The organism is Shewanella profunda (genome assembly GCF_023283765.1).
Taxonomy (GTDB): Bacteria; Pseudomonadota; Gammaproteobacteria; order Enterobacterales; family Shewanellaceae; genus Shewanella; species Shewanella profunda.
Genome location: NZ_JAKILG010000028.1, coordinates 20,139 through 38,475 on the forward strand (window position 1 = coordinate 20,139; position 18,337 = coordinate 38,475).

Consider the following 18,337-nt stretch of genomic DNA (forward strand, 5'->3'; position numbering starts at 1 on the left):
TTTTGGGTTACTCAGCATGGTTTACCCCATAATCAGGGCAAAGATAGGTCTTAAACTACAATTTTTTATTTTTCTATTTGAGTGAAACCCTAATTAGGTTTATTTTTAACCCCACTTAAATAATGTACTATTTAGACAATTTCTTTATAAACGAAATATCTACGGAATGGGATGTGACTCGTTAGGGTTACCAGGGAGTATCCTAAATGATTAGATGGCAACACTTGCTCAATAAACTCAGTACGGATGATCCCGTATTGCAAGAAAAGCTGTCTCTTTGGCAAACCCATCCAGATCAAACACCCCTAGCCATTATCCAAGGTTTTAGCTTTATTAGCGCCAACCGTGCAACGCTGAACTATTTTGGCACCCATTACGATGCATTTGTGAATGCAACACCCTATGACTTTTCACCGAGGATCCAATCTTCTGGCCGTAATAGTGTTGAATTCGCTAGAGAAATGATTCTCGAAGCTATCGCGGGTAATCATGTTGATTTCAATTGGTTACATTTAAGCCAACAAGGTAACGAATTACCAACACGTATTAACTTATACCGCTGCTATCTTCAACAACAGCCAGTGGTGCTAGTCGAGTTGCAAGCACTCAACCGCCGTAATCAAGTACGGGAGACTATCACTGATGGTTTTGCCCACATTCCTAAAGAAATACTATCAACAACTTTAGAGGAAAGTGCTGAAGCCGTTTATATTACGGATGACGATAATCGCATCCTCGCGGTGAATAAAGCAATGTGCCGTATTTGTGGATATAGTGCAGAGCAACTAATTAGCCATACCCCTTCAATGTTAGAGGCACGCAACCTTACCCAAGGTGAAGAAACGGACTGCCAACTGGCACTGAAACAGCGTGGTTCTTGGCAGGGCGAAACATTAAAAAAACGTTCAAATGGTAGCACTTTCCCTGCTTGGCAAAGTAGCCGCCGGATTGTTGTTAATGGGGAAACCCCCTACCACGTTAATATTTTTAGCGATATCAGCACCCAAAAGCTGTTGGAAAACCAACTCACAACCCGAGCCATGTATGATACGTTGACCGGCCTACCCAACCGTTTTCATCTAAAACAAATACTCAATGGTGCGCTGGAGAAGCTGCAAGCCGATCCCAATACTTTAGGTGCCTTGATGTTTTTAGATCTCAACGGTTTTAAAAATATCAACGACTGCTTTGGTCATTCGATGGGTGATAGGGTTTTACAATTAGTCGCAGCGAGGCTTGAAGCCGGTTGTATCGAAAAGGCAGATATTGCCCGTATGGGGGGAGATGAATTTACCCTCGTGCTGCAAGACTGTAGCTGTAAGGAAGAAGTTCAGCTCTTTGCTGAACAAATTCTTAGTCTATTTGACAGCCCTTTTGAGATCGAAGGACAAAAATTCTTCCTTGGCACAAGTATAGGTATCGCCCTCTTCCCAACCCATAGTGACCAAGCGGCACAGCTGATCAGTTTGGCTGATACAGCAATGTACTGTGCTAAAAAGAGTCCGCCACATTTAGTGTTTTATAACAAGTCGATGAGCCAAGCGGCTGAGATAAAGTTGAAACTGATTAATAGCTTAAGACATGCGCATAGCTTAAAACAGTTCAAACTCGTTTATCAGGCCATAGTGGACTTACACACAAACCAAACTATGGCAGCAGAGGCATTACTACGCTGGCAAAAATCCCCCACTGAGCACTATGAGGCTTCAGAATTTGTGCCACTACTCGAAGAAACGGGATTAATTGTTAGCATAGGCCAATGGGTGCTCGAACAAGCCTGCCAACAAGCAACACTTTGGCGAGCGAAATACCAATCTGATTTTAAAATTTCGGTTAATGTCTCGCCACTACAGCTAGAGCATGTAGATTTTGTTGAGCAAGTGATAAATGCCTTAGAAATGGCTGCGTTGCCCGCTGATGCGCTGATTTTAGAAATCACCGAATCAGCACTGCTGCGTCAACCTGAGCAGGCTAGACTGACGCTTAATCGCATCAAATCCTTAGGCGTTAGCATTGCCATTGATGACTTTGGTACTGGATTATCTTCACTCAGCCGTTTAGGCACCTTGCCTATTGATAGCGTAAAAATAGATGCAGAATTTGCCCTACGTTTAAGCGATATTTCTGGGCAAAAGCTCTGCTACGCCATAGTGCAATTAGCCCAAGCACTCGACATTCACTTTGTGGCCGAAGGCATTGAAACACAAGAACAAAAAGATATTATGACCGATATGGGACAAGGATTCGCTCAGGGATTTTTATTCGGTTACCCCAGTTCTGTTGAACACTTCACCCAAGCCTTTTTAGTCGAAAAACACATAGCCTAGCATCAAACTTGGCGTGTTGGTCGCCCTTACAGCCCCAAAAAGTTCACGGCTTGTTATTTGGCTATCGGAAACAACGGGATTATTTATGCTTGCGGTAAAACACTTAGGACGGGCTCGATAGCCCTGCCAGCACACCATCAAAAAAATGGAATCACTCCCCTGCAAAGCAATTGGCTGGCAAAGCTATCTCATCATTTGCAGTGCAAATGAATCGTCACTATTAAACCGCGTTTTGCATTAAGTTAGCGTGATCTGAATAAGACTTTTGCTAATTTTATTCGTACGAGAGCTCAAAAAATCGATAACTTAAAAGCACTTATCTATATCTAAATATTCTAACAACTTAACTCAGATGGTTGGATTCATTCACTAAATTTGCGGTAGCGCACCTGTATCTCAGGCGGCATCGCCTTTATACGCATCTCTACCATGGCATCAAAAGCAGCGATGACGAGCTCTACATTAAGCAAAGGGTCAAGTGCACTTAACATATAAGCGCTGGCTTCTAAGGTCGATAAACTATCGCTACGGCTTGATTTGCGGATCTTGTATCTTGACTCATAACCTTCAGCCAAATGCACTGCAGGGTACTCCGTTAACCAAGGATTAAGCTGCAGCATTTTAAATGCTTTACGCCATGTACCATCAAGTAACAACAACACACAATGGGAGGTAATACGTTGAGTTTCAACACTCACACTGTTATCCGAGGGATAGACAAGATAAATTGGCTTATCATACTTAGCTAAATCATTACGCAACTCACTAAAATCATTTTCATCTTCCCCTACGTATATTTGAGTCTCGGGCACTGCAAGGCTTAACACCCGCACGCTATTTTTCTTATGCTCTACTTCACTGGGATGTTGCAAAACCACTAACTGTGTCGAAGGAAAAATAGGCTGAATACTCCCACAAAGGCAGGTATTCAATGGATAGTGGCAAATAATACAATAGTGACGGGTCAAATCTGATTCTCTACTAAACCGTTTATCGCAGGAGTATATCAAAGGGTGATAAATGGGAGGGCATAAAAAATGCCCGCAGCTTATGGTCAAACTTGCTGCGGGCAAAGGGTGTTCTGATATTTAATGTGAAGGGTATAACTGCTCCTGATGCCAATGGTCGAAACGACTCAATCCCATCATCAATAATAAACCGATAGAAAGCACGCCCATCACTAAGGCAACCGCATAAGGTGCCGTTAAATTTGTTTGTTGAACGAGCCCTGTCAATACTGATGCACCGCTCATCTGAATAAATCCAAGCATGGCGGCTGCCGTACCAGCTCGCTCACCAAAGGCGGATAACGCCATACTAGTAGCAGGGCCGAGCAATAGAGCAAAACCAATACATAACACCATCATAGGTAGCATAAAGGCAAAAGCCCCGGCCATGCCCGCACTTGGACCAAATTGCTGAGCGCCAAGAATAAAGACCGTCGATAGCACAAGTAACGATAGCGCTAGGATCACAGTCGGGCGGTTACCTAACTTACGGATAACAATGGGCGCAGCAAAACAAGCCACAGTATTGACTAAAGCATTGAGGCCAAACAGACCGCTAAAGGCCAGTTCAGATAATCCTAAGTGACCAATCAACCACACTGGCGAATAAGATACATAGCTCAAAATCGCTGCCATAGCCGACATACAGGCAAAGGCATAAAACAAAAAATGGGTATTGCCTAATACTGGTTTATATCGGCCCCAACGGTACAAAGGTCCCGTTGTCACTGTGTTAGCAGGGCGAGTTTCGGGCAAACGGTAACCAATTACGAGCATCATCAACATGGCATATAAGGTCATAAAGACGAAGGTTGATCGCCAGCCAAATTGCATTGCTAGCAATCCACCTAAAGTCGGTGCTAGGGCTGGGATCACGCAAATGGCGCCATTTAAGTAACTGTAAATCTTGGTGCCTTCTTTTTGAGAATAGCAGTCGCGCACCGCGCTAAACACTACGATTGAAGTCGAACAGGCGGCTAAACCTTGTAATACGCGAGCAATTTGCAACCAATGAAACTCGATAGCCGCTGCGGCTAAAAGGCTGCTTGCGCCGTAAAGTAACACACCAAATAATGCCACAGGCCGACGACCATAGCGGTCAGCCAATGGGCCAATAAGCACTTGCCCCAACCCCATAGCAAATAAAAACAAGACGAGGGTCGATTGAACTTCACTGGCAGATACGGCGAATTCTAACGCCATAGTAGGCATCGAGGGTAAATAGATATCGATAGCCAATGGACTTAATAGCACCATAGACATGAGGATAGGTAACAGATTGCGCCGCATAAATAATCTCAGTTAAACAGTAAAAAGTATTTCAGTGGGCGCTATTTTAAATAAATCAAGGTATGAACAGAAATGGTATAATTTCCAAAGTGAATTTCCTTTTAGGAATATCTATGAACCTAGACAACTTAGCCAGAATCGATCTCAATCTACTGGTCATACTCAAAGTTCTCCTCGAAGAACAAAGTGTGACTCGCGCCGCTAGCCGACTGCATATTAGTCAATCGGCTCTAAGTAAGAGTCTGAATAGACTTCGAGAAACCTTAGATGATCCCCTATTCCAACGTACCGCCCACGGTCTAAAACCGACGGCGCATGCCCTGAATCTCGGGCAAAAACTGCCCAATATTTTGCAGGATCTGTATCAACTAACCCAACCCCCTACCTTTAATCCAGCAAGCAGCAACAGGCAGTTTTCCTTTGCTATGGTAGAAAGCGCCTACGAAACCTTAATCCCTTATTTTATTGGCCCATTACTGAACACAGCGCCCAATATCAAGCTGGATTCCTACGTCTGGACTGAAAAATCCATGCATGATCTACAGCAAGGGCAAATTGATTTTGGGATTTCTGGCCGCGACTTACACCCACTTTCAGAGCCACAGATAGACCGACTACCCGAAGGCATTGCCTGCCAAACATTGTTTACCGATCAGCAAGTGTGCCTTGTTCGAGAAGATCACCCATTAATGGCAGCCCTTATGTCAGCGCAATGGGATTTATCACTTTATCTCGATATGGCCCATGCACAAGTGCGCTGCGAAGGTAGTGATTGGTGGGCATTGGATTACTTTCTTGCGGATCTCGGCCATAGGCGCAAAATCAGTACTACAGTGCCAGATTTTTATGGTGCAGCCAGCGTGTGCGCCCACAGTGATTTAATTTTTACTCTACCCTCAAGTTTTGCTCGCCATGCCTGCCAACTTTATCCGTTAAAACAATTACCCTTACCCTTTGAATTTATGCCAATGGCCTATGTGCTATTGTGGCATCAACGTAATGATGAAGACCAAGGTCACAAGTGGATCAGAGAGACTATTTGTCGCAGTGTCGCCAAACTGTTTAATCCGCTCGATATCAGCTAACATCTTAAATTATCGTAAGATATTAAAAGTAATATATGCCGTTCCTGCTAATAAAAAGCCCGATAAAGCAAAAGCATTATCGGGCTTAGTATCAATCTAGCATTTAAAAATAGTGCTTAAAGGATAAAGGTTGCGACTTGGGCATTAAGATCGTTTGCACGCGCTTTAAGCGCCTTAGCCTGAGCTAAGTCAGCCATAGCTGAGGCAGTGATCTCATCGGTTACATCCTTAATCGCTACGGTATTTTGAGTGATTTCACCCGTTACTTGAGTTTGCTCTTCCGCAGCAGTGGCAATCTGCCCAGCCATATCTGAAATGACATTTACGGCCTGGGTAATTTCTTCTAAGGCTTTCGCCGCTGCGTTGGCATCTTCTACACTATTACCTGCAAGTGCTTGGCTACTCTCCATTAAAATCACCGCTCTTGCGGTGGTGCGCTGCAATGTTTCTATCGTGGTGTGAACTTCTTGGGTCGAATCTTGAGTACGACGCGACAGCACTCGAACTTCATCGGCTACCACTGCAAAACCACGCCCCTGCTCACCAGCACGGGCAGCTTCAATAGCGGCATTAAGCGCCAATAAGTTGGTTTGCTCTGCAATCCCTTGAATCGTTGCCAAAATACCTGAAATCGCCTGAGCGTGACGGCTTAAATCACCAATCACATCGGTTGCTTGAGAGACTTCGTTGGCCAGTGAGTTAATCGAGTTACGGGTTTTATGCACTAACTCTTTACCCTGTAAACTGCTCGTTGCCGATTGCTGCGCCGCTGTCGCGGTATTCTCAGCATTGGCGGCAATTTCATTAGTGGCACTCGCCATTTCAGTCACTGCGGTGGCAACCATAGCGACCTCCTGCTGCTGACGTTGTAATTCCGCGACCGAGGTTTGCGTGGTCGCGAGACTGCGTTCGGCATCCGCATCTAGCTCGGTGGCTAAGTGACGAATATGGCTGATCAGTTGATGCTGACTACCCACAAAACGGTTAAAGCTGTCGGCGAGTACGCCCACTTCATCTTGAGTGTCGACCTCAATACGCTGGGTCAAATCACCATTACCATCGGCGATGCGCGCTAGGGCTTGAGATACTCGGCTCAAAGGACCTAAAAGCATATTCACGAGCCAAGAGATCGCCAACACACTTAGCAATAACACTAATGCCGATAATCCCAATTGCATCAATAACAAACGGGCGAGCGGCGCTTCTAAGGTTTCCTTATCGAGCACTAATACCAACTCCCAATCAGTATTGGGTATATCAACGGCCCAAACTAACTTGTCACGGCCTTCATGTTCGAAGTACATAGGTAACAACGCGCCCGCCTTACGGCTTTGTTCGGGTAGATTATGGTTTAGATCGCTGTCAATATTGCTGATCGGTTGCATCGCCTTATTGGGATCTTTATAGGCAATAACAGTTCCATCCTTGTGCATCATAATGGCATAACCGTCTGCGGGTAACTTCATCCGATTCACGCTGTCCACCAGACTTGCAATCGATAAATCTGCACCAACAACGCCTGCAGGAATCGCTTGTGCCATAGTCACCACTAAGATGTTATAGGCCACATCCATATAGGGTTTAGTTAGAATAAGGCCGCGTTCTTTAATCGCTTGCTGATACCAAGGGCGGCTGCGCGGATCGTAACCCGTACGGTCGATACTTGGATCTGAATCCAACATTTTCCCCGTATTGGCGCCAAAATAGGTCAGTTGAAACCGACCCGATACTTGGGCCTGTTGCAGTGTATTTAGAGTATCGCCCTCAACCTTGCTTGCGAGTGCTCCAACAATATCTTGACGCCCAGAGAGCCATTCTTGAGTACGTTCCGCCTGTTGATCACCTAGACGCTGCACTTGCTCGAGACTGTTCTGTAATAGTATGGATTTTTGGCTGGAATAACCTTGCCATGACAATAAACCAATCACGAGCGAAAGGGCTATCACCACCGAAATGAGGATTTTCTGTTTGAGCGAGTATGAGTTCATATTGGCGTCTATTGTTAATAAAGCACAAAACAAGGGATGGCTAAGCAGACCAATCGGTATCGCTAACCCATTGCAATAAAATTGCATCGGCGGCAGAAAACCGATCAGAAATTAGGCAGAATTTTCGCATGTTTTGTATAGCAAACAAAGAAATCACTTTTAGAATCATGATCTACCATTCAGATAGAACATGAAATCAACTAATAAAATCAAGATAAATACATATCTTGTGGGTAATATTTACATTTAATAAAAAGTGACAACAAGGCGATATCGGTGGGCGTAAAAGAACGTAAATTAACCAAATTTAACGTGACCCATGGCTTTTTTTTATTGCACACTGAACGTCCACTGCTTATTTAGGAGTTCTTATGATTTATCAACAGTTCCAACAGAGCCCAATGCAGACCCGAATTTCTGGCCCACGGGCTTGGTTAGCGATGGCGATCGGTGTCACCCTTATCTGCCTATCGCTGTTCTTACTCCCTTTTGTACTTTTATTCGGTGCTATTGCACTTGCATGCTTAGTGTTATTTAGCCGTATTTATGTGGCGCGACAACTGGCAAAATTTAATCGAGCACAAACGCAGGCAAGAGAAAATAAAACCTCTGAATCAAAAAGTTATACTTCAACCCAGATAACTCGTGAACCGCACGCAACTCGTCATCAAGGGCGCACTTTTGAGCATCAAGAGGATGAGCATTAATTTAATGAAGGATTTAGGCGAGTAAAGTCTGTGCACGTTTAAGGCTGTGGATCTCAGCGGGATCTTCTGTAACTTCAAGTACCTTGTCAACTTGTAACGCCAATGAGCGCCAAAGAGGTTCGATAATATCGGCCTCTTTTTCATTGGCGTGGCGTCGGGCTAAATTCAACAATGCCGCAGCACCGACAACATCAATTCTCCCCAAAATACCATCGGCTAAAGCCATGCTCAGTTCAATCATTGCAGGTACGCTATGACCATATTTAATCATTTCCCGCAAATAATGCTCCGCTTGGGTTAAATCGCTACCAAAAGCATTATCATCATTGAGCATATGTTGCGCCCGCATAAACATGGCATCTAGTTGTCCCTGCTCTGCAGCTTCGGCCATCCAATATTCACTTACGATGGGATCCCGTGTACAACCATCGCCATTGGCGAGCATAAGTGCCAGATGGTATTGGGCATGGGGATAACCTGCCTGTGCGGCTTTATTAATAAAATGATAGGCTTGGGCTAAATCATTACGCTGATAATGTAGTACACCAAGATTTGCCATCGCTTCAGCTTGTTCGCCATCGGCAGCGCGCTGTAAATATTGTTGCGCCAACTGTAAATCCTGATCCAATGACTCACTGCCCACTAAGTAAAAATAACCTAAAAGCGCCATCGCGTTGACGACACCCGCCTCGGCAGCACTAGCAATGGCTTGTTCTCCTTTAACAATATCCGGCGCGCCTTGATAACCATGGATCAGTGCAACCCCATGCTCGTACAAGGCTTCCATATTCTTTGGTGCAGCAAGGGCAAACCAATAAGCCGCCCTAGCGAAAGTATCGGCAGCTTTGGCGCTAACATTGTTGGTTAGCTCACCATGTTCCACCAAAACATCATCAGCTTGATCGGCCCAGGAAAGCTCCTGATCTTTAAGCATCAAAGCTTTCGTTTTAAGTGAGATCCCCACTAAATATTGCGCCTTAGGATCATCCTCCATAACTGCGCGATAACAGAGATCTTTAACTGTTACAGAGTCGCTCGCTTCATACTGGTACTCGGGTGGATTCTGTCCTGCTACCTTAGGATATAAATGCTCAACTAATGCCAGCACATCTTTAATCGACTTTTGGGCTAACGCGAGCAACTGCTCTTGGGTAAGGTGGTATTTCTCGGGATGGGCGCCACGATTACCGTCAGCACGCAAACGGTGCAATGCACGGGTGGTCTTAACATCAATGAGGCGTTTTTGGTTTAATTGCTCGATGCGGTCGTACAAATTGGGGCTCGAAAACACAAGATGCTTATCTTGCCCCAGCAACTCGGTGAGCTTATGGGTAAAACTGCGAATATGCAGTAATGACTGAGTCGGTACATCCTTGACATAATTTTTCGCGCTGAGGTAATCATCAACAAGACTGGCTGAGAAACCTTGGATAAAATCACTATCCTTTATCACAGCCTTAGTCGCCATCAATGTTTACCTCTACAGGGAGCGTTAGTTTGCCTTATTCAACACTAGGCTTTTTATACACCATATATAAACGGAATAAGGCCAAGTTAACGAATAAGCCAATGAAGGACATAAAAGTATCCGCCAGCATTTGTAGAGGTAGCCCCCCCATAGCCGCAATACCCGACAACTGACTGCCAATCACGGCTAGAGGTAAATACAGCATTAATAATGCTATGGTTTTCAGTACAATAGGGCCACTAAAACTAAAACTTGCCTTAATGGCCTCGAGTGGCGTTAAGCGTTCAACCACCACCATAAAGTTCACATAGGCTAAACGGGCAAAAAGATAAAAACTAATCACCAATCCCACAAGCCACATTGGGCCAAAGGCCGCAAATAACATGACGGGAGCTAAAATCGCTAAACCAGAAAACACCCCAGCCAGTAATAACGGCGGCACGAAAGGTAAGCTCGCCTTCAATACTATGCCAGCTGAGGGATTATGTCCCTGGGAACGCAGCTCTAGAAATAAAGTTAAGCCGGCAATCAATACTGAAAAAGTGAGAAGCAGCAACATCATAGCGAACATATGTGGGGCGCCAAACTGAGGATTTTCTAGATCGGCTTTACTCATCTCGACCCCAAGCCATAGCTGGATACCCACTTGGATTAACAGCAGTGGCACAGTCAACATGGCAAGCTGCACGAGATGATTACGGAAAAAGTTATAGGCTTCGGTCAAAATTGCGGATAGTGACATACGACTTTCCAAAATAATTGAAATAAATTAACACAGAGAATTGCCGCTAGGATACCGAAAATCCCTGACCAATGCACAGCAGAAATCACCAGTGTGAACAGGAAATCACAGAAAACTACTGCAACAACTGCGACAAAGCCGTTAAACTGTCCCTTAATTGTGCGCAAAACCTTAAAGGACGCCTTAATATGAAACACTCCATCACACTAGCCATTCTCTTCAGCACTTGTATTATGGCCGCCCCGACCAGTGCCGGATGGTTAGACAATCTGGCTGGCACTCAATCCAAAACAGAAAAAGTAGTCGCAACTGCCAATGCAACCCAATCGAATGAACTCGTGGGTAATGTGATGTCTCAACTGGGCTTAAACCAAACCCAAGCAGAAGGTGGATTAGGTAGCTTATTAGGTTTAGCCCAATCAAGCCTTGGTTCAAACGACTACTCACAACTGGCTGCCAGTATTCCTAATGCCGATAGTCTATTAGCCGCGGCGCCTAAACTTAACGCTAACTCTGGCGTATCAGGTTTGTTATCAAAGGCGGGCGATCTCGGTTCATCACTCCAAGGTGGCGCTATGGTATTAGATGCCTTCGAAAAACTGGGGATCTCACAAGAACTAGCCATACCAATGATCAATATTGCTAAGTCATACCTTGAAACCAATGGTACTGAAGGCACATCGGATCTACTAATGAAAGGCCTAAATTCCTTGCTCTAATGGTAATGACTACCCTAAACCACCATGGTTTAGGGTGAACTTTCATAAGTTAAATCACTCTATTTAGTATCCCCTCTAGCATGAGAACAGCCTTTTTATGATTGCAAAATTAAGACGATTTATTCAATCACACGCTCAAGCAGTTTCCCCTGAAGATAAGGCTCATCAGCTTAAATTAGCCGCAGCCAGTATGTTACTAGAAGTGGTTTTTGCGGATGAAACATTAGCCGCAGAAGAAATAGCACTATTGCCTAAACTCCTTACTGAAACGCTGTCGATGACAAATGACGATGCTAACGCACTCATAGATGAGGCTAAAAGTGTGCAAGGTAATGCAACATCACTCTTTGAATTTACAAGCGCTATCAATGACGAATTTAGCCTAGAGCAAAAGCAACAACTGTTACTGGCGATGTGGCAACTGGCTTATGCAGATGGACAATTATCCCAATACGAAGACCAAATTATTCGCCGTACTGCCGATTTGCTGCATCTTAAACACAGTGAACTCATCCAGATGCGCAACCTTGCAATTAAAACGACACAAATCTAAAAATAGTCAATAAAATCAATTTTTAACCTATATTTAATTCAAGTATTTTGTCACAAAAAAGCCCTAAAATGCTCCACAAAAATCGAACACTTAGGGCTTATTGGCTAGAGCAATCAAATTAGTCGGGGATCAGTAAGCTTTGCTTGCGGCTTATATGCGTCTTTTGCCACCAAAGAAAAGGCGCGGCGACTATTATCAATACCAACACATAGGCCATGCTAGCACCTAATGCGATTCCTAGTGCAAAACAGAAACCACAACCTAATATGACTAAGGGTAAGTTTTGCTTCGGTAATAATTTGGCAGCAGCCAGCATAGCCATCAGATAAATAATCACAAAAACACCGTTGCTCCAAGCAATCAGATGCTCCAATTGCTGACCAGTAAGATAGGTTAATACCATCACACTCGCCATTACTGAGAGTAATGCCGCCAATGCACGGATTGGAACACCATGGTTATTTTTTACCGCGAAGAAGCGCGGTAAAATCCCATCGCAACTAAAACTCCAGATCAAACGTGCAGCACTCGCCGCATAAACGTTTACCGTTGCAAGGCCACTGGCAATGCCTAAAACCCCAATAACCTGAGCACCATACCCACCGAGCAATTCATCAAATACACCTATCATGGCAACACTTTGATCTGTAGGCACGAGTAAAATTAAGAAGGTACAGGCAACATAAATCACTCCCACGAGCATAGTGCCCATCATCATTGCTGGGATCATATCCTGCTGTGGTCGCCGAAAATCATCGGCGAGGTGGGTCATGGCTTCTATGCCTAAAAAACTCCAAAAAGCGATGCCAGCAGCAACCATTACCGTCGACATTTGCGGCATACCATGGCTTGCGAGCGAAGTCAGTTGCCCCGGCTGTACGCTAGTAGCACCAAACAACAGCACCACCACGGCAACGATGCACAGGGTTAAACCAAATTGCAGTTTGGCTGACACTTGAATACCCCGTAAATTGAGTAAAAATAATCCCAATATCACCAGAATTTCGCAGCCAACCTTAGCCCACCCTTCTAGCGGAATAAGTGCATTCACAAACTGAAAAGTCATCAAGATCGCGGCAGGAGCACCAATGGGCACCACCAGCAAAAAAATCAGACCAATAGTACGCCCCGCCGTGCGGCCAAACGCTTTTTCAACAAAATAGGCAGGACCTGCCGCATGGGGGAAAACACTCGCCAAACGGCCAAACACTAAAGCGACCGGAATAATGGCTAAGGTCAATAACAACCAGGCCACAAGTGCACCGGAGTGGGCTTTTTCTATGGTGATCTGTGGCAAAATAAATACCCCAGTACCCAATAAGGTGGTCGCCATTAAGCCAGCCCCTTGCCAACGACCTATAGTTCCGCTATTTGCATTCATCGTTAATATTCAGTGGTTTTTGAACCGTCAGTATAATGAGATTATGCGCTACAATCTGCCGTTAATTTCCGTGTTATTGATACCAAATTCAGGCAAAATGTCGGCAAAATACAGGATTTGCCATCAAAATCACTGTGACAAATCGAATGGCTGAATATGGGTTGAAATTTCACGTTGTAACACCAGGAGATAGTAAGATTTTAAATTGCATATACAACTAAAACACACTTATTTCGGAGCCCAACTTGGATAAGTTCGATACCGCAATCATTAACTGTTTACGCCAAGATGCACGCCAGAGCGTGTCACATATTGCTGAGCAAGTGAGTCTTTCCCGTAGTGCCGTTGCAGAGCGAATTAAGAAATTAGAGCTGTCGGGAGTGATCCGCGGTTATCAGGTACTCTTGAGCGAATCGCAAAAGGAAGGTGTATCTGCCTATTTTGAGATCCAACACCAATGCTCACGCTGTGCCGACGTGGTGCATGTATTCCAAGCAATTCCTGAAGTCATTACCTGCCGTGGCATTTCTGGGGAGATGGATTTACTGGTTTATGTCCAAACGCCATCAATGCGCCGTTTACATGAAATCCGTGAATATATTGATGCTCATACGGATATAATCAAAATCAAAACCCATATAGTGATGAGTGAGTGGATCAATAATTTAGGGGAATAAATCGAGTTTTGCCCCCGACAAGAAGCGCCACCCCTAAGGAATAAAGGTGGCGAAGCCCTTGTGGAGGCAGGGCAAAATACCTAAGTATAAAATATGGATTCCTTTCCCAGCGACCTCCCTGTGACAGCGGATCACGCGAGATAACCAATCTCCAATAGTTCAGTCATTGCTACTAGGGGGGTTATCTCACAGTGTTTTCCTTTAGACACTGCTTTTAGCAATCCGCCGAATTCCTTAACACTCGTATTGGTATACTTGCTAACAACCTATTCTGCCCTGTTAGGCAATTGTCATTTGCCCGGTGTAGAGGATAAAGTTTCGCAGTAACAGCACACCAATCAAACTAATACACGCTGTACCCGCCACATAGGCCCATTTACGCTTAGATGTTGCTGTCATAAATAGATTCATCGCTAATGGTCCAGATAAACCAAGACCGACGATACCTATCCAGAAAACCCATCCCCAGAAGCCATAGCCAATGGCATTAAAGGCGGCAATTTTACTTTGTCCACCGGTTAACACTAAGCCCATAAAGAAGGTAAAAATCAGCACAATCTCAACTAGGATCAGTGGAATTTCTACTTTATGGATAAAATGTACTTCTTTACCATTAGGGCTACCCTTCAGCAGTACGCCACCAAGTAAAGCAGATGCCGCTCCAGAAGAAAGTCCCGATGCCAAGAACAGCAAAGGCAACACTGGGTTTTTCAGCATTGGATACCCAGGTAAAGCCGATAATAGGAACCCTGTATAAGCCCCAAGTGCGAGGGAGAAAATCACTAACAAGCCAGTGGTTGACGCCTCAAAGCGAGCTAAGAGTGCCGTCAACTTAAGCACTATCGGGAAACGCTTTTCGCACCAAGCATCGACAGGTTTGCGGAAAGTAATACCTATCCACATAAACATAAACACTTGGTAAATCAGCAGAATAAGCACACCCATCGACATCACAGAAGTGGGGTTGTAAAACACCAGAATCTTCCAGAAATCGAACGGCTTAGTTAAGTCCAGTACCAAAATGCCAAGCCCTGCCATTACGGCAACGGGAGCCACAATACATGCAGCTTGCACAAAACCTGACTGATAGGCGTTATGTTTAAGCACAAAATGTTTTAACAACACGGCAAAAAACATAGCACCAGCTGAAACACCGGCTAAAAACAAGTAGATCGCAATCGGCCAATGCCAGACTAAGGTATCAAAATGCAGTGCGCTCATAATGTCACCTCCCCAGATTTTGCAACGATACGGAACAATTTAGGTCTCGTTCCGAGATCAACCTTAGCGCGCTGGGTTGGATTAGACCGCAGAACTTGAACAACCTCAGAAGTCGGGTCTTTTAAATTACCAAACACGAGAGCTTTTGTTGGACAAATAGCAACACAGGCAGGTTGTTTACCTTGAGCCAGGTTAGTTTCTCGGCAGAAATCACACTTATCCGCCGCACGGGTGACAGGATTAATGAAGCGAACTTGATAAGGACAAGCCGCAATACAATATTGGCAACCTACGCATTTCCACGCATCTACAGAAACGATACCCGTTTGTTTATCAATAAACGCGGCACCCGTTGGACATACATTCACACAGGGCGCATCTTCACAATGCTGGCAAGACTTGCGACTAAAGTGATAGAACTGATTAGGATATTCGCCAAAGGGGCCCGCTTGCTTAATTTCCAGCCTAGTAACACCTTCGGGAACATTATTCACTTCACGGCATGCCACTTCACATGCTCGGCAGCCAATACACTTAGTTTCATCATGGATAAGTGCATATTTCACATCAGGTTCTGCTTTAACGCTCCCCGATGCATTGACTGTGGCGAGAAGTGAGGCGCCAGATGCACCCGCTAATAAAGCACAGGTACCTTTAAGAAATCTTCTTTTTGAATTTTCCATAACCTTACTCCTGCTTGCCAGTGTGGCAACTGCTACACAGCTCACTGCGAACCTTTAGCGTCATATCAGCCATTGGATCCGTTGGACTATGTAATTTATGGCAGGCAGCACAAGGCACTTTTTTAGCGTGTACGTTATGTGTCCAATCCGCTTCACTGAGTTTTTTCTTGGTATGGCACTTCTGACATACACGAAGCTGAACCGGCAGATCCGACGCTTCTTGCATACCAAAGACCACCATATCATTTGGTTTTTTAGGGTGGTCACCCTTTTCTCCATGGCAGGAAGAACAGCTCATTTTCATCGCATCTTGGCCGTGATGCCCTAACATTTGACCGTTACGCTTGTGACACTTCATGCAAGCATCACTGTTAATTTGATTGGCTGGCTCAGCACTCATTGCAGAGAAGCTTAAAAGCAACGCAGCAGCACCTAAGCGTAACGACCACAGCCATTGTCTTTTGGACATAGGAAGTCCTCACATTTATCCGTAGGAAGGTAAAGAAGGAGTCAAGGCTCGGATAATTCCGAACCCGACGGTCAAGTTCACACTGCTAAAGCTTGCTTAAGACTCTGAGTATCCCACTGTTTATGCGGGTTCATTTCAATAAAACTGATATTGAATTTGGTAAACAGTTTTTTCAGTGGTGAGTTGGTTTCTTTACCAGAGTCACTGATAACCATTTTCACTTCAGATGAGTCATGGTCGATTAATACATAATCGAGCCGGCAGTCGTGATTTAATTCTGTATCATGGTGGTCCATTTCAAATACAGTGTCTAACGGTACATTACAACAAACATCGTATTTACCTTCGACAACTGTTTTTAATGATTTAAAAAAATTAAAACTTTGTTTATCAAACAGCACTGGTTTAAGTTTCATCTCATGATGTGCGGCTTCGTCAGGATCTGCTCTAAAAAACTTAATGCAAGTCATGACAAACATCACAAATACGAATGGTACTGCTACGAATAGCACGAAGTACATAAACGCATAGCTGAGAATGACTGAAGTATTCATACACGCCTCCAAAAACTAATTTATTTTTTGTTATCTCATTTAAAGCAACTTCAGTATTATTTGAAAACACTTATCTTTTCTTGACTACCATCACACTTGCAAATAACAATTTAAATATAAACAACAATTTACCAAACAAATCACATTGGCGTATTATGAAAATCTTAAATGCAGATATTAATATGTGATAATTCAACAATTGAAATTAAAGTAAGTAAATATCATTTATTAAAATTCCTAATTTTAATAAAAAGGCTTTTTAAATAGACAAAAAGTAAATACAAACCAGTTGATACACATAGATAAACTCTAGATCCTAAACTTGGGATTAATTTCACATATAAGTTTATTAACTAGCATCATAATTAGGCGTTGCTTTAAGTATTTACTCAATATTAAGGAATATAAAAAATGCATATTAGTAACATGGATAGCCTCGATATTCTGAGTTTAAAAATACTTGTTTCATTATATGAGAACAAGTCAGCAACCTACGTATCGAAGGCTCTAGACATTCCAGCACCTAAAATAAGCCGTAGCCTTAAAAACCTACGGGAAATTTTTGGCGACGAGTTATTTATTCGACGCAAATACGGTTTATTTCCAAATGAGTTTGCTACTCATTTATATCCAATTGCTAAAGAAGCTATTGAGTGTACGGATAAGTTCCAAAAAGCCAGAATGGCAAATACTCGTCAAGTTAAAACACATGTTGAAATTGCAGCACCTGGATTAATTGCCTATGCCTTTCCTAAAGCCTTGATGCAGGCTATTAAAGAAGAGCAGAAACCCATGCACATAAATATTAATCCTTGGTCTATGCATACGACTCAAGACATTATTAATGGTGATACAACTCTCGGTATTTGTTGCAATAAAAGTGTTGCCGATATCGCCGCATTTGGCGATAAGCTTCTAACGACACCACTGCAACACATGGATAAACTCTATCTGATTGCTAGTAGACATCATCCTATTTTTAAACGGGAAATCACCTTAGAAACCATCGCCGAATACCCTTATGTCAATACGGATCTTGGTAATCCCAGTACAAGATTGAGCCCTTATCAAGAGTTTTGCATAACAAATGGCATTAAACTCAATACTGAAATTACCATTACTAGTATTTCAAGTTTGTTTGAATATCTTGGCGAAAGTAATGCCGTCTCTTTATTGCCTTATCGGGTAGTCTACGAAATGGTGAGTGATATTCCTGACCTACATACGTGCCAACTATCCCAGTATGAAGCCGAACGTCTGTATGCAGATACCGAAGCACCAACGATTTTTTTAGTACAAAAAAATCAACCCAATGCACTCAATGAAGATTTAGTATGGTTAAGTGGAGAAATTAAAAAAATCGTCGACCGTATTATCTAGCCTAGTGATAGCGAAACACAGTCAACCGACAAGCCACCGATACAAGAGGTGATAGGCGTCTTATGCCTAAGCTTAGGCCCCACCTC

The 18,337-nt window shown here is 43.7% G+C and carries 17 protein-coding genes; 7 read left to right on the plus strand and 10 right to left on the minus strand.

The window, feature by feature from the left end; translation table 11 throughout:
• Positions 1-206 precede the first annotated feature (206 nt).
• A complete protein-coding gene (locus L2744_RS13620; protein WP_248992415.1) occupies positions 207-2,327 on the plus strand; it encodes a putative bifunctional diguanylate cyclase/phosphodiesterase in 2,121 nt (706 codons plus the stop codon).
• Between the two features lie 362 nt (positions 2,328-2,689).
• Here the strand turns inward: L2744_RS13620 and L2744_RS13625 are convergent, their stop codons facing one another.
• Both L2744_RS13625 and L2744_RS13630 read right to left on the minus strand, forming a co-directional pair.
• Positions 2,690-3,295 carry a tRNA-uridine aminocarboxypropyltransferase gene (locus tag L2744_RS13625; RefSeq protein WP_248992416.1) on the minus strand — a complete coding sequence of 202 codons (606 nt, stop codon included), beginning with the start codon at positions 3,293-3,295 and terminating at the stop codon, positions 2,690-2,692.
• A gap of 120 nt (positions 3,296-3,415) precedes the next feature.
• Positions 3,416-4,624 carry a multidrug effflux MFS transporter gene (locus L2744_RS13630; RefSeq protein WP_248992417.1) on the minus strand — a complete coding sequence of 403 codons (1,209 nt, stop codon included), beginning with the start codon at positions 4,622-4,624 and terminating at the stop codon, positions 3,416-3,418.
• A gap of 113 nt (positions 4,625-4,737) precedes the next feature.
• Here L2744_RS13630 and L2744_RS13635 point away from each other — a divergent pair, with 113 nt between their 5' ends.
• Positions 4,738-5,709, plus strand: coding sequence for a LysR family transcriptional regulator (locus tag L2744_RS13635; protein WP_248992418.1), 972 nt, complete (start codon positions 4,738-4,740; stop codon positions 5,707-5,709).
• Positions 5,710-5,825: 116 nt separating this feature from the next.
• Here the strand turns inward: L2744_RS13635 and L2744_RS13640 are convergent, their stop codons facing one another.
• Entirely contained in the window at positions 5,826-7,697 is a 1,872-nt protein-coding gene (locus tag L2744_RS13640) for a methyl-accepting chemotaxis protein (RefSeq protein WP_248992419.1), read from the minus strand.
• A gap of 371 nt (positions 7,698-8,068) precedes the next feature.
• Between L2744_RS13640 and L2744_RS13645 the strand changes: the two genes are divergently transcribed.
• Positions 8,069-8,404, plus strand: coding sequence for a hypothetical protein (locus tag L2744_RS13645; RefSeq protein ID WP_248992420.1), 336 nt, complete (start codon positions 8,069-8,071; stop codon positions 8,402-8,404).
• Between the two features lie 13 nt (positions 8,405-8,417).
• Here the strand turns inward: L2744_RS13645 and L2744_RS13650 are convergent, their stop codons facing one another.
• Positions 8,418-9,872, minus strand: a complete 1,455-nt coding sequence (locus tag L2744_RS13650) for a DUF4145 domain-containing protein (protein ID WP_248992421.1) — start codon at positions 9,870-9,872, stop codon at positions 8,418-8,420.
• Between the two features lie 34 nt (positions 9,873-9,906).
• Positions 9,907-10,614: a hypothetical protein gene (locus L2744_RS13655; RefSeq protein ID WP_248992422.1), complete on the minus strand. Its 708-nt coding sequence runs from the start codon at positions 10,612-10,614 to the stop codon at positions 9,907-9,909.
• Positions 10,615-10,802: 188 nt separating this feature from the next.
• Between L2744_RS13655 and L2744_RS13660 the strand changes: the two genes are divergently transcribed.
• Together L2744_RS13660 and L2744_RS13665 are read left to right on the plus strand one after the other, a co-directional pair.
• The gene (locus L2744_RS13660; protein ID WP_248992423.1) at positions 10,803-11,333 is read left to right on the plus strand and encodes a DUF2780 domain-containing protein; all 531 of its coding nucleotides are present in this window, start codon (positions 10,803-10,805) and stop codon (positions 11,331-11,333) included.
• 97 nt (positions 11,334-11,430) lie between these two features.
• Complete coding sequence (locus L2744_RS13665; protein ID WP_248992424.1) at positions 11,431-11,886, plus strand: tellurite resistance TerB family protein; 456 nt, start codon at positions 11,431-11,433, stop codon at positions 11,884-11,886.
• A gap of 118 nt (positions 11,887-12,004) precedes the next feature.
• Here the strand turns inward: L2744_RS13665 and yjeH are convergent, their stop codons facing one another.
• Entirely contained in the window at positions 12,005-13,267 is a 1,263-nt protein-coding gene (gene yjeH, locus L2744_RS13670) for an L-methionine/branched-chain amino acid transporter (RefSeq protein ID WP_248992425.1), read from the minus strand.
• Positions 13,268-13,512: 245 nt separating this feature from the next.
• On the opposite strand from yjeH, the gene L2744_RS13675 reads away from it, so the two are divergent.
• Positions 13,513-13,944, plus strand: coding sequence for an Lrp/AsnC family transcriptional regulator (locus L2744_RS13675; protein ID WP_248992426.1), 432 nt, complete (start codon positions 13,513-13,515; stop codon positions 13,942-13,944).
• Between the two features lie 279 nt (positions 13,945-14,223).
• On the opposite strand, the gene nrfD is transcribed toward L2744_RS13675, so the two are convergent.
• The 4 genes from nrfD to L2744_RS13695 form a co-directional block, all read right to left on the minus strand.
• Entirely contained in the window at positions 14,224-15,165 is a 942-nt protein-coding gene (nrfD, locus tag L2744_RS13680; protein ID WP_248992427.1) for a cytochrome c nitrite reductase subunit NrfD, read from the minus strand.
• Positions 15,162-15,848 (minus strand): 4Fe-4S dicluster domain-containing protein, encoded by a 687-nt coding sequence (locus L2744_RS13685; protein ID WP_248992428.1) that lies wholly within the window; start codon positions 15,846-15,848, stop codon positions 15,162-15,164. Before L2744_RS13685 ends, nrfD begins: the two co-directional genes overlap by 4 nt.
• Positions 15,849-15,852: 4 nt before the next feature.
• Positions 15,853-16,317, minus strand: coding sequence for a cytochrome c3 family protein (locus tag L2744_RS13690; protein WP_248992429.1), 465 nt, complete (start codon positions 16,315-16,317; stop codon positions 15,853-15,855).
• Positions 16,318-16,394: 77 nt separating this feature from the next.
• On the minus strand, positions 16,395-16,871 hold the full coding sequence (locus L2744_RS13695) for a hypothetical protein (RefSeq protein WP_248992430.1): 477 nt from the start codon (positions 16,869-16,871) through the stop codon (positions 16,395-16,397).
• 411 nt (positions 16,872-17,282) lie between these two features.
• On the opposite strand from L2744_RS13695, the gene L2744_RS13700 reads away from it, so the two are divergent.
• On the plus strand, positions 17,283-18,251 hold the full coding sequence (locus L2744_RS13700; RefSeq protein ID WP_248992431.1) for a LysR family transcriptional regulator: 969 nt from the start codon (positions 17,283-17,285) through the stop codon (positions 18,249-18,251).
• Positions 18,252-18,337: the final 86 nt, after the last annotated feature.

What these genes read in the sequence shown, in the direction of transcription:
- nrfD (WP_248992427.1), bottom strand. Translation starts at nt 15,165, where the DNA reads ATGAGCGCACTGCATTTTGATACCTTAGTCTGGCATTGGCCGATTGCG.
- L2744_RS13660 (WP_248992423.1), top strand. Translation starts at nt 10,803, where the DNA reads ATGAAACACTCCATCACACTAGCCATTCTCTTCAGCACTTGTATTATG.
- L2744_RS13650 (WP_248992421.1), bottom strand. Translation starts at nt 9,872, where the DNA reads ATGGCGACTAAGGCTGTGATAAAGGATAGTGATTTTATCCAAGGTTTC.
- L2744_RS13645 (WP_248992420.1), top strand. Translation starts at nt 8,069, where the DNA reads ATGATTTATCAACAGTTCCAACAGAGCCCAATGCAGACCCGAATTTCT.
- L2744_RS13700 (WP_248992431.1), top strand. Translation starts at nt 17,283, where the DNA reads ATGCATATTAGTAACATGGATAGCCTCGATATTCTGAGTTTAAAAATA.
- L2744_RS13685 (WP_248992428.1), bottom strand. Translation starts at nt 15,848, where the DNA reads ATGGAAAATTCAAAAAGAAGATTTCTTAAAGGTACCTGTGCTTTATTA.
- L2744_RS13635 (WP_248992418.1), top strand. Translation starts at nt 4,738, where the DNA reads ATGAACCTAGACAACTTAGCCAGAATCGATCTCAATCTACTGGTCATA.
- L2744_RS13630 (WP_248992417.1), bottom strand. Translation starts at nt 4,624, where the DNA reads ATGCGGCGCAATCTGTTACCTATCCTCATGTCTATGGTGCTATTAAGT.
- L2744_RS13640 (WP_248992419.1), bottom strand. Translation starts at nt 7,697, where the DNA reads ATGAACTCATACTCGCTCAAACAGAAAATCCTCATTTCGGTGGTGATA.
- L2744_RS13620 (WP_248992415.1), top strand. Translation starts at nt 207, where the DNA reads ATGATTAGATGGCAACACTTGCTCAATAAACTCAGTACGGATGATCCC.
- L2744_RS13695 (WP_248992430.1), bottom strand. Translation starts at nt 16,871, where the DNA reads ATGAATACTTCAGTCATTCTCAGCTATGCGTTTATGTACTTCGTGCTA.
- L2744_RS13655 (WP_248992422.1), bottom strand. Translation starts at nt 10,614, where the DNA reads ATGTCACTATCCGCAATTTTGACCGAAGCCTATAACTTTTTCCGTAAT.
- yjeH (WP_248992425.1), bottom strand. Translation starts at nt 13,267, where the DNA reads ATGAATGCAAATAGCGGAACTATAGGTCGTTGGCAAGGGGCTGGCTTA.
- L2744_RS13665 (WP_248992424.1), top strand. Translation starts at nt 11,431, where the DNA reads ATGATTGCAAAATTAAGACGATTTATTCAATCACACGCTCAAGCAGTT.
- L2744_RS13690 (WP_248992429.1), bottom strand. Translation starts at nt 16,317, where the DNA reads ATGTCCAAAAGACAATGGCTGTGGTCGTTACGCTTAGGTGCTGCTGCG.